General features: G+C 45.8%; 12 protein-coding genes, 2 tRNA genes and 1 pseudogene. 9 read left to right on the top strand and 6 right to left on the bottom strand.

Going from position 1 to position 10,899, the window contains the following annotated elements; genetic code table 11:
- Positions 1-49: 49 nt before the first annotated feature.
- Together ACJHXA_RS23090 and dkgB are read left to right on the top strand one after the other, a co-directional pair.
- Positions 50-126, top strand: a tRNA-Asp gene (locus ACJHXA_RS23090).
- Between the two features lie 162 nt (positions 127-288).
- Positions 289-1,092 (top strand): 2,5-didehydrogluconate reductase DkgB, encoded by an 804-nt coding sequence (dkgB, locus tag ACJHXA_RS23085; RefSeq protein ID WP_000997010.1) that lies wholly within the window; start codon positions 289-291, stop codon positions 1,090-1,092.
- On the opposite strand, the gene yafC is transcribed toward dkgB, so the two are convergent.
- Positions 1,089-2,003 carry a DNA-binding transcriptional regulator YafC gene (gene yafC / locus ACJHXA_RS23080; RefSeq protein WP_000648606.1) on the bottom strand — a complete coding sequence of 305 codons (915 nt, stop codon included), beginning with the start codon at positions 2,001-2,003 and terminating at the stop codon, positions 1,089-1,091. The two genes, dkgB and yafC, sit on opposite strands and share 4 nt — an antisense overlap.
- A 240-nt stretch (positions 2,004-2,243) precedes the next feature.
- Here yafC and ACJHXA_RS23075 point away from each other — a divergent pair, with 240 nt between their 5' ends.
- On the top strand, positions 2,244-3,044 hold the full coding sequence (locus ACJHXA_RS23075; protein WP_001230983.1) for an endonuclease/exonuclease/phosphatase family protein: 801 nt from the start codon (positions 2,244-2,246) through the stop codon (positions 3,042-3,044).
- A 77-nt stretch (positions 3,045-3,121) separates the two neighbouring features.
- Positions 3,122-3,892, top strand: a complete 771-nt coding sequence (locus ACJHXA_RS23070) for a class I SAM-dependent methyltransferase (RefSeq protein ID WP_000211690.1) — start codon at positions 3,122-3,124, stop codon at positions 3,890-3,892.
- Between the two features lie 47 nt (positions 3,893-3,939).
- Here ACJHXA_RS23070 and mltD read toward each other — a convergent pair whose 3' ends face one another.
- Both mltD and gloB read right to left on the bottom strand, forming a co-directional pair.
- Complete coding sequence (gene mltD, locus ACJHXA_RS23065; protein WP_000644685.1) at positions 3,940-5,298, bottom strand: murein transglycosylase D; 1,359 nt, start codon at positions 5,296-5,298, stop codon at positions 3,940-3,942.
- Positions 5,299-5,369: 71 nt separating this feature from the next.
- Positions 5,370-6,125, bottom strand: a complete 756-nt coding sequence (gene gloB, locus ACJHXA_RS23060; RefSeq protein ID WP_001052720.1) for a hydroxyacylglutathione hydrolase — start codon at positions 6,123-6,125, stop codon at positions 5,370-5,372.
- 33 nt (positions 6,126-6,158) lie between these two features.
- Here gloB and ACJHXA_RS23055 point away from each other — a divergent pair, with 33 nt between their 5' ends.
- Positions 6,159-6,881: a class I SAM-dependent methyltransferase gene (locus ACJHXA_RS23055; protein WP_001297210.1), complete on the top strand. Its 723-nt coding sequence runs from the start codon at positions 6,159-6,161 to the stop codon at positions 6,879-6,881.
- Here the strand turns inward: ACJHXA_RS23055 and rnhA are convergent.
- Positions 6,878-7,345: a ribonuclease HI gene (rnhA, locus tag ACJHXA_RS23050; RefSeq protein WP_000917883.1), complete on the bottom strand. Its 468-nt coding sequence runs from the start codon at positions 7,343-7,345 to the stop codon at positions 6,878-6,880. The two genes, ACJHXA_RS23055 and rnhA, sit on opposite strands and share 4 nt — an antisense overlap.
- Before the next feature lie 64 nt (positions 7,346-7,409).
- Between rnhA and dnaQ the strand changes: the two genes are divergently transcribed.
- The 3 genes from dnaQ to ACJHXA_RS23035 all read left to right on the top strand — a co-directional run bounded on the left by dnaQ (position 7,410) and on the right by ACJHXA_RS23035 (position 9,466).
- On the top strand, positions 7,410-8,141 hold the full coding sequence (gene dnaQ / locus ACJHXA_RS23045; RefSeq protein WP_001297205.1) for a DNA polymerase III subunit epsilon: 732 nt from the start codon (positions 7,410-7,412) through the stop codon (positions 8,139-8,141).
- Between the two features lie 132 nt (positions 8,142-8,273).
- Positions 8,274-8,350: transfer RNA gene (locus ACJHXA_RS23040), tRNA-Asp, on the top strand.
- A gap of 330 nt (positions 8,351-8,680) precedes the next feature.
- On the top strand, positions 8,681-9,466 hold the full coding sequence (locus ACJHXA_RS23035) for an aminopeptidase (protein WP_001086142.1): 786 nt from the start codon (positions 8,681-8,683) through the stop codon (positions 9,464-9,466).
- A gap of 136 nt (positions 9,467-9,602) precedes the next feature.
- Here the strand turns inward: ACJHXA_RS23035 and ykfM are convergent, their stop codons facing one another.
- Complete coding sequence (ykfM, locus tag ACJHXA_RS23030; RefSeq protein ID WP_001236649.1) at positions 9,603-10,082, bottom strand: protein YkfM; 480 nt, start codon at positions 10,080-10,082, stop codon at positions 9,603-9,605.
- A gap of 9 nt (positions 10,083-10,091) precedes the next feature.
- A pseudogene (locus ACJHXA_RS23025) lies at positions 10,092-10,775 on the bottom strand (hypothetical protein); the annotation flags it as partial.
- A gap of 55 nt (positions 10,776-10,830) precedes the next feature.
- Between ACJHXA_RS23025 and ACJHXA_RS23020 the strand changes: the two are divergent.
- A partial coding sequence (locus ACJHXA_RS23020) for an IS1 family transposase (protein ID WP_001680836.1) occupies positions 10,831-10,899 on the top strand: 69 nt, incomplete at its 3' end.

Genomic DNA, 10,899 nt, shown 5'->3' with positions numbered 1-10,899 from the left:
ATTAAGCAGTAAGCCGGTCATAAAACCGGTGGTTGTAAAAGAATTCGGTGGAGCGGTAGTTCAGTCGGTTAGAATACCTGCCTGTCACGCAGGGGGTCGCGGGTTCGAGTCCCGTCCGTTCCGCCACTTATTAAGAAGCCTCGAGTTAACGCTCGAGGTTTTTTTTCGTCTGTATATCTATTATTGCCAGAATCGCAAAAATCCTCTGCATTTTACGCTCTTTTTCCTCAACAGTCTGAAGCCCATAATCACCTCAGTTAACGAAAATAGCATTAAAAGAGGCATATTATGGCTATCCCTGCATTTGGTTTAGGTACTTTCCGTCTGAAAGACGACGTTGTTATTTCATCTGTGATAACGGCGCTTGAACTTGGTTATCGCGCAATTGATACCGCACAAATCTATGATAACGAAGCCGCAGTAGGTCAGGCGATTGCAGAAAGTGGCGTGCCACGTCATGAACTCTACATCACCACTAAAATCTGGATTGAAAATCTCAGCAAAGACAAATTGATCCCAAGTCTGAAAGAGAGCCTGCAAAAATTGCGTACCGATTATGTTGATCTGACGCTAATCCACTGGCCGTCACCAAACGATGAAGTCTCTGTTGAAGAGTTTATGCAGGCGCTGCTGGAAGCCAAAAAACAAGGGCTGACGCGTGAGATCGGTATTTCCAACTTCACGATCCCGTTGATGGAAAAAGCGATTGCTGCTGTTGGTGCTGAAAACATCGCTACTAACCAGATTGAACTCTCTCCTTATCTGCAAAACCGTAAAGTGGTTGCCTGGGCTAAACAGCACGGCATCCATATTACTTCCTATATGACGCTGGCGTATGGTAAGGCCCTGAAAGATGAGGTTATTGCTCGTATCGCAGCTAAACACAATGCGACTCCGGCACAAGTGATTCTGGCGTGGGCTATGGGGGAAGGTTACTCAGTAATTCCTTCTTCTACTAAACGTAAAAACCTGGAAAGTAATCTTAAGGCACAAAATTTACAGCTTGATGCCGAAGATAAAAAAGCGATCGCCGCACTGGATTGCAACGACCGCCTGGTTAGCCCGGAAGGTCTGGCTCCTGAATGGGATTAAGCCTCTCTGACAGCTCCTCCGGGAGCTGTTTTTACATGCTCGCTAAGGAAATCGATAAAAGCCCGGATGCGCGTACTTACCGCACGGTCGCTGTAATAGACGGCACTGAATGGCATTTCCACTGGCAACACTTTATCTGCCATTAACTCCACCAATTCTCCGCGAGCGATTTCTTTGTCGATCATGTAGTCGGACAAACACGCAATCCCGTTGCCACTCAGGCAAAGCTGTTTCAGTGTTTCCCCACTATTGGATGACAAACCGTACTTCACCTCATGTAATTGTCCATCGCTACGGGCTATCGGCCAGGTATTGAGGGAAGCGGGTTCAGTGAATCCCAGGCAAATATGTTGCTTTAAATCGTCGATCGTTTCTGGCTTCCCGTAGCGGGAAATATAATCGGGGGAGGCGATAATTTTTCGATAACTGTTAAATAACGGCCTGGCACGTAAGCTGGAATCCGTTAACGTACCAGCGCGTATCGCGACATCCACTTTTCTTTCGATCAAATTAATAATCGTTTCGGAGGAGACTAGCGATAAAGTGACTTCCGGATAGCGTTCACGGAAAGGCTTAATCAACGGCATCAGAAAGTGCAGCACCACTGGAGTTGCGGCATCGATGCGCAACAGTCCACGCGGTGTATTACGCGTCTCCATAATTTCTGATTCTGCCGCTGCCATCTCCTGCAAAATTGACTGTACGCGACGAAAATAACGCTGGCCTTCTTCCGTCAGGCTAAGTTGTCGCGTGGTCCGATTAAGCAGGCTAACGCCAAGTTTCATCTCCAGCTTTTTCACTGCCCGGCTTACCGCTGAGTTTGCTTGCCCTAATTGTTCCGCTGCCCGGCTAAAGCTGCCGCTTTCTACGACCGAAACAAAAATGGCGAGTTCTTCCGACGTGGCTTTCATTTTTGCTCCTGTTGCAAAATAGAAGAGATATTTTGAATTTATTTGTCATTAAACCATCAGGATGCGTGATATGTCATCCGATTTAATGTTCTCAATAATGAGCAAAATTCTGACCTGTGTAAGCACTTGCTTACATAACAATATACAATTGCTCGTTGAAAGAGTGAGCTAAAATCCCTATAACAGTAGAACCCTCCCGAGTGCGGAAGGGTTGACGTAATAGAGGTTTCAAAGTCAAAAGTGCGAAAAAACACCTATGCCATGCGCTATGTTGCCGGACAACCTGCGGAAAGGATCTTACCGCCGGGGTCTTTTGCGAGCATCGGCCAGGCATTACCACCTGGAGAACCGTTAAGTACCGAAGAGCGTATTCGGATCCTGGTGTGGAACATATACAAACAGCAACGCGCTGAATGGTTGTCGGTATTAAAGAACTACGGCAAAGATGCACATCTGGTGTTATTGCAGGAAGCGCAGACAACGCCAGAGTTAGTACAGTTTGCGACCGCTAACTATCTTGCCGCCGATCAGGTGCCCGCTTTCGTGCTGCCACAACATCCTTCCGGTGTAATGACCCTTTCGGCGGCGCATCCAGTGTATTGCTGCCCGTTACGTGAACGAGAACCCATTTTGCGTCTGGCGAAGTCGGCACTGGTGACGGTCTATCCATTACCTGACACCCGCCTGTTGATGGTGGTTAATATACACGCCGTCAACTTCAGTCTGGGCGTGGATGTCTATAGTAAGCAGTTACTTCCTATTGGTGATCAGATAGCTCACCACAGCGGCCCGGTCATTATGGCGGGAGATTTCAATGCCTGGAGCCGTAGAAGGATGAACGCGTTATATCGCTTTGCGCGGGAAATGTCGCTGCGCCAGGTGCGTTTTACCGATGATCAGCGCCGTCGGGCGTTTGGCCGCCCGCTCGATTTTGTTTTCTACCGTGGTCTGAACGTCAGCGAAGCTTCTGTATTGGTTACGCGCGCTTCCGATCACAATCCGCTACTCGTTGAATTCAGTCCCGGCAAGCCTGATAAATAAGGTATGTCAGGTCTGCCACAGGGCAGACCAACGTTTGGCGCTGTCCTTTTATACTCAAACAACAAAAGGACAGCGCAATGACAACACAATCCCACCATGACCACGTAGAAAAGCAGTTTAGCTCTCAAGCCTGCGAATATCTGACCAGTACCGTACATGCATCCGGACGAGATTTACAGCGCCTGGCGGTGCGTCTGGCTGATTATCCTGGTGCAAGTGTACTTGATATGGGCTGCGGAGCAGGGCATGCCAGCTTTGTCGCTGCGCAAAACGTGAGCACGGTGGTGGCGTATGACTTATCTGCCCACATGCTGGATGTCGTGGCACAAGCTGCCGAAGTCCGGCAACTGAAAAATATCACCACCCGCCAGGGTTATGCCGAAAGTCTGCCATTTGCCGATAACGCATTTGATATTGTTATCAGCCGTTATTCTGCCCATCACTGGCATGATGTTGGTGCAGCACTGCGTGAAGTGAACCGGATATTGAAACCTGGCGGTAGGATGATTGTGATGGACGTAATGTCTCCGGGTCATCCAGTGCGCGACATCTGGTTACAGACGGTAGAAGCATTACGCGATACCTCTCACGTACGAAACTACGCCAGCGGTGAGTGGTTGAGGTTAATCAATGAAGCCAATCTGATAGTTGATAATTTAATTACAGATAAGTTACCGCTGGAATTTTCTTCATGGGTCGCGAGAATGCGTACGCCAGAAGCGTTAGTAGACGCTATTCGCATTTACCAACAGAGCGCATCGACAGAGGTGAGAACGTATTTTGCCTTGCAGAATGATGGCTCTTTCACCAGTGATATCATCATGGTAGAAGCACATAAAGCAGCATAAATAAAAAAGGCACCGGGGGAATCGGTGCCTTTTTATTATCTGGTTTGTCAGGAATCTGGCATGTTGTTGTTTTTCACAAACAACGTCAGCTTGTCGCCTGGTTGCAGATTCGCAGTGTCGCTGTTCCAGCGCATCACATCTTTGATGTTCACGCCGTGGCGTTTAGCAATGCTTGAAAGCGAATCGCCTTTGCGCACACGATACGTAATGCTATCGCTGTTGTTTGCCAGTCGCTGTGCGCTACTGCCTGCACCAATCGTCAAACTTTGGCCTGGCTTCAGCTTAGATCCGCGCAGTTTGTTCCACTGCTGCAAATCTTTGGTGCTTACGCCGAGACGTGAAGCGATACTTGAAAGCGTGTCGCCAGAGCGTACGGTGTAAACACGGCTGTTAAGCGGCGTATTGTCGGCAACCAGCGTCGACTGTACAGCAGCAATTTCGCCTGAAGCGAGAGATTCACGCAGTTGATCTGCATGCTTCTTTGGCACCATCACGTATTGCGGACCACTTGCGCCCAGCGTGGAGCCTTTCACGCCAGCGTTGAATGTCTTCAGCTTGCTGACGGAAATCCCCGCCATATCTGCAACCTTCGCCATTTCAACCGGGCTGCTCAGGTGCACACGCGCCAGAGCACGGCTTTCATCGGTCGTTGGCAGACGTACGCCATAACGCTTGCTGTTTTTGAGAATATCACTCAATGCCAGCATTTTAGGCACGTACTGCTTCGTTTCCTGCGGCAACGGTAACGACCAGAAGTCCGTGGATTTCCCACGCGCTTTGTTCGTTTTAATTGCCTTCATGACCCGACCTTCGCCGCTGTTATAAGCCGCTACGGTCAGAAGCCAGTCGCCGTCAAACATTTTGTTCAGACGCTGCATCATATTCAGCGCGGCAGTTGTTGAAGCAACAACATCGCGACGCGCGTCATAATTGCGGGTCTGTTTCAAACCATAATTGCGCCCCGTGCTCGGAATGATCTGCCAGATGCCTGCGGCATTGGCGCCAGACGTTGCGTGAGGATCAAAAGCGCTCTCCACTATGGGTAGTAGTACCAGTTCCATAGGCATGTTACGTTTTTTAACTTGCCCTGCTATCCAGTACATATACGGCTCTGCCCGTAAAGTTACATCGTGGAGATAGCTCTTATTGCGTAAATATTTCTGTTTCTGTTCGCGAATCCGGTCATTTTCCGGAATTCCCATCTTTAGCTCGTCGCCAATGAAAGCCCACAAGTCACCATCTGGCGCGATAGACGTCCCATCGTCCATCCATCGTGCCTGACTTGTAAACTTTGCTGCTTCCCCTTGACCAGCTGCAGAAAGGCTCTGTGCGTGCTGTTGAACGTTGCCGGTACTCTGGCAACCCACGAGCAGGACAGAGGCGAGTAATATCGCTTTTGCCTTCATGTGTGTGTCAATAGTTGCTTAAAAGACGACCGATCATAACGGCGAACGGAGCCGATGACAAGAAAGTTTTATCAGAACCTATCTTTCTTTGACCTTAACCATGCAAAACGCTCTTCAGGTTGTTGCAATAATGTTTCTTCATTAATTACATTAATTAAATCAATATCTTCCGTTCTTAAAAAAACATTAATTTGCCGCTCATTTTTCAGAATTACGGGTAGTGTTATTTGATTTTTTGCCCGTAACTCCTTAACTTTACGATAATAATCATTTATGGACAAATCGTGCGGAAGAATACTCAAAGCAAACTTCATATTTGATAACGTATATTCATGAGCACAACATACCAATGTATCGTCAGGTAACGCACTTAACTTATTAAGTGATTGATACATTTGTGATGCTGTCCCTTCAAACAACCTACCACACCCACCAGAAAACAGCGTGTCGCCGCAAAATAGATAAGGTTTACTGAAGTAACAGATATGTCCTAAAGTGTGACCCGGTGTGGCAATTACACTAAATTCATGCCCCAAAACGAAGGCAGTTTCGCCATCTTTGACTACCTGTGTTGTTCCCTTATCTTGTGTCTCTTGTGGACCATACACCACAATTTGCGGAAACTTTTCCACCAGTTCTTTTACGCCGCCAACGTGATCGTGATGATGGTGGGTGAGAAATATGGCCTCCGGTTGCCAGTTATTGGCGGCAATGGCGTTTAATACCGGCTCTGCGTCTCCGGGATCGACAATCAGGCAGCGACCTGCTTCATCATTCAAAACCCAGATGTAATTGTCATCAAAGGCGGGAATACTGTTAAGATTCATAGATTACCTCTTAGTGTGAAACGGAAGGTTGTGATGAAACCGGCAAGAGTCCCTCAAACTGTCGTGGCTCCTGATCGCTGGGGCGATTTGCCCTGGGGAGAGCTTTATCGCAAGGCGCTGGAGCGCCAGCTCAACCCGTGGTTCACTAAAATGTATGGTTTTCATCTGCTTAAGATTGGCAATTTAAGCGCAGAAATCAATTGCGAAGCGTGCGCGGTTTCTCATCAAGTGAATGTTTCTGCGCAAGGAATGCCCGTCCAGGTGCAGGCGGATCCACTTCATCTTCCTTTTGCCGATAAATCCGTTGATGTTTGTCTACTGGCACATACATTGCCGTGGTGCACCGATCCGCATCGTTTATTGCGTGAAACCGATCGGGTATTGATTGATGATGGCTGGCTGGTGATTAGTGGCTTCAATCCCATTAGTTTAATGGGATTACGCAAACTTGTGCCGGTATTGCGAAAAACCTCGCCCTATAACAGCCGGATGTTTACTCTGATGCGGCAACTGGACTGGCTCTCTTTGTTGAATTTTGAAGTGCTGCACGCCAGCCGTTTCCACGTTCTCCCGTGGAACAAACACGGAGGAAAACTATTGAATGCGCATATTCCTGCGCTTGGTTGCTTACAACTTATTGTTGCCCGGAAACGGACTATTCCTTTAACGCTAAACCCGATGAAACAGAGTAAAAACAAGCCACGAATTCGCCAGGCGGTTGGAGCCACCCGGCAATGTCGTAAACCACAAGCTTAAACTTCGACTTGGTAGCCCGTATCTTCCAGTGTGGGATTCATTGCCGCAGCACGAGCCAGTTCATCACAGCGTTCGTTTTCCGGGTGTCCGGCATGGCCTTTAACCCATTCCCATTTGATTTGATGCTGCCCCAATGCAGCATCAAGACGTTGCCAGAGATCGACATTTTTTACTGGTTTTTTGTCTGCTGTTTTCCAGCCACGTTTTTTCCAGTTATGGATCCACTGGGTGATACCTTGGCGGACATACTGGCTGTCGGTACTCAAAATGACTTCGCAATGTTCTTTTAACGCCTCCAGCGCGACAATAGCGGCCATCAACTCCATACGGTTGTTGGTGGTGCGGGTGTAGCCTGCGCTAAAGGTTTTCTCGCGTCCGCGATAGCGTAAAATAGCGCCGTAACCCCCAGGTCCAGGATTACCCAGACACGAACCATCGGTGAAAATTTCTACCTGTTTAAGCATCTCTGGTAGACTTCCTGTAATTGAATCGAACTGTAAAACGACAAGTCTGACATAAATGACCGCTATGAGCACTGCAATTACACGCCAGATCGTTCTCGATACCGAAACCACCGGTATGAACCAGATTGGTGCGCACTATGAAGGCCACAAGATCATTGAGATTGGTGCCGTTGAAGTGGTGAACCGTCGCCTGACGGGCAATAACTTCCATGTTTATCTCAAACCCGATCGGCTGGTGGATCCGGAAGCCTTTGGCGTACATGGTATTGCCGATGAATTTTTGCTCGATAAGCCCACGTTTGCCGAAGTAGCCGATGAGTTCATGGACTATATCCGCGGCGCGGAGTTGGTGATCCATAACGCAGCGTTCGATATCGGCTTTATGGACTACGAGTTTTCGTTGCTTAAGCGCGATATTCCGAAGACCAATACCTTCTGTAAGGTCACCGATAGCCTTGCGGTGGCGAGGAAAATGTTTCCTGGTAAGCGCAACAGCCTCGATGCGTTATGTGCCCGCTACGAAATAGATAACAGTAAACGAACGCTACACGGGGCATTACTCGATGCACAGATCCTTGCGGAAGTTTATCTGGCGATGACCGGTGGTCAAACGTCGATGGCTTTTGCGATGGAAGGAGAGACACAGCAGCAACAAGGTGAAGCAACAATTCAGCGCATTGTACGTCAGGCAAGTAAGTTACGCGTTGTTTTTGCGACAGATGAAGAGCTTGCAGCTCATGAAGCCCGTCTTGATCTGGTGGAGAAGAAGGGCGGAAGCTGCCTCTGGCGGGCATAAATACCTGTAAAAGGCGCTAAAAATAGCGGCTTGGGCGATTTTTGCAGCAAACGATTCAAAAGATGAGAAAAACCGTTGACGAAGGGTGAGGCAATCCGTAATATTCGCCTCGTTCCCAACGGAACACAACGCGGAGCGGTAGTTCAGTCGGTTAGAATACCTGCCTGTCACGCAGGGGGTCGCGGGTTCGAGTCCCGTCCGTTCCGCCAAATTCACTCATGAAAATGAGTTCAGAGAACCGCAAGATTTTTAATTTTGCGGTTTTTTTTGCATTTAAATCCCGCTATTTCTTCGGTCTATGGTTTTGTTATGCTGTAAATGTGTTAATCACATATGGTAGACCATATCATTAATATTTAATCATACTATCGAATCATTCAATTTAAATATATTTGAATGTTATGATTTTCATTTTTCTATTGATTTAATGAATTTATATATACTGTTATTTTTGTTTGTTCTGATTCAAGTGGAGTATATAATTAAAAATCGTTAGCTAAACATTACCATGATTATGACAGGCGAGGGAGTGTCCAATTATGAATTCAAAAAAGCTTTGTTGCATATGTGTGTTATTCTCGCTGCTTGCAGGATGTGCCTCTGAATCTTCTATTGATGAAAAGAAGAAAAAAGCTCAAGTCACACAAAGTAATATTAATAAAAACACTCCCCAGCAACTGACAGACAAAGATTTATTCGGTAATGAAACCACTCTGGCCGTATCCGAAGAGGATATTCAAGCTGCGCTTGATGGAGATGAGTTCCGCGTTCCCCTTAATTCTCCTGTAATACTTGTTCAATCCGGCAACCGCGCACCGGAAACCATTATGCAGGAGGAGATGCGAAAATATTATACTGTTTCCACATTCTCTGGTATCCCGGACAGGCAAAAGCCTCTGACTTGTAACAAAAACAAAGATAAAAATGAGAACGAGGATGTTGCCAGTGCTGAGAATATGAACTGGATGCAGGCACTGCGTTTTGTGGCTGCAAAAGGACATCAGAAAGCGATTATTGTTTACCAGGATACATTGCAGACAGGAAAATATGACTCTGCGCTGAAATCAACAGTATGGTCCGACTATAAAAATGAAAAACTCACCGACGCTATCTCCCTGCGCTACCTGGTACGTTTCACGCTGGTGGATGTGGCAACAGGTGAGTGGGCTACCTGGTCGCCGGTGAATTATGAATATAAAGTGCTTCCACCATTGCCCGACAAGAATGAAGCCAGTACGACTGATATGACAGAGCAGCAAATCATGCAACTTAAGCAAAAGACCTATAAAGCGATGGTAAAAGATTTGGTTAACCGCTATCAATAATAAATTATATCTGCCGCCAGGAATTTCTGGCGGCAATAATACAAAATTCTTTGCATAAGAAATTTTTCTTGACAAAGACAGTGCAAGAAAGGACATGGAATCCGGAGTTAAAAACTGTTTGTTTTAGAATATTTAATTATTTAACTGCTGAATCTTCCTTGCGAGAAATATATTCATTATTACATTTCATGCCATTTTTAATATAGATTGCTCCTGGGAAAATTCCCGTATTATTACCGCAGGGGTGATAATTAGCATTGACATATCCTGTGACAAAAGGAGCTATTAAAGGTGCTATTACGATAGCTATTAGTAAAAATATAAGAGTTAGCTGTATTGTTATGTCTGTGGCGAAATTGACTACCTTCGTTTTTTTGATTAAGAATGATTTTATTATCGTAAGTAAAATTACATGAACATTTAAAAAGGAAAACGACATGAAACCAAAGCACAGAATCAACATTCTCCAATCATAAAATATTTCCGTGGAGCATTTTATTATTGAATATAGAGGTTTAACTCCGGTAAAAAACAAAGAAGCATTGAATGCAGGGAAAAATAATATGGCCATAAAAAACATCGAAAGAAACTCTTTTAATTTAACATGTAAACGTATGGTTAATCCTCATATCACGGGTGGAGTGTTAAGAACATACATAAATGGAGTCATGTTTTCCCTTTTCCATTTATCAAGTTCCTGTTGCCATTTTAGTCCATCTCTAATTGCATATTTTAATTTTTCTGATAAATGGCATTGAGCATCGATTTCATTTAAAACAACTGTACACACTATCCCTGTCAGTAAAATTGCTCCTCCGACAAGAATTACTGGAAAGCCAAAGCTAACACAGGCAAAAGAAGCCAGGCTTCCAATAGCGGTTGCAACACCACCGGCTATAACTGCTTTGGCCACATCCATTGAAAAATCGCCAAGAAAATTAACCAGATCTCGCTCTGAACTCATAATAAATTCTATGGTTCTCCAGGCTACTGAAAACCAGATACAGAACTTAACTCCTTTTATTGATTCAGATAAAGCTCCTCGCCAGCCAATAGCGAGTTCCAGAACTTGAGGCGCTCGTGAAGAGAAAATATATTTACCGAGCTTTTCTAAAAGCCAGGGGCTGGATGTTGTGATTTTTATATATTTCTCTCCAAGTATTTCAAAGTAACTTGCTTTTGTATACTTTAAGGCATTAAGGTTAAATATAATTTTCCCATTGTCATCAAACTCAGTCATTAATTTACTCGCGTTAACTAACCAGGCGAGTGTATCTTTTATACCTGAAGGATGTGTAGTGATAAAATGGGTGATGCTGCCAACTTACTGATTTAGTGTATGATGGTGTTTTTGAGGTGCTCCAGTGGCTTCTGTTTCTATCAGCTGTCCCTCCTGTTCAGCTACTGACGGGGTGGTGCGTAACGGCAAAAGC

Source organism: Escherichia sp. WS33, assembly GCF_046486385.1.
Taxonomy (GTDB): Bacteria; Pseudomonadota; Gammaproteobacteria; order Enterobacterales; family Enterobacteriaceae; genus ECMA0423.
This window is presented reverse-complemented; position numbering and strand designations above follow the sequence as displayed.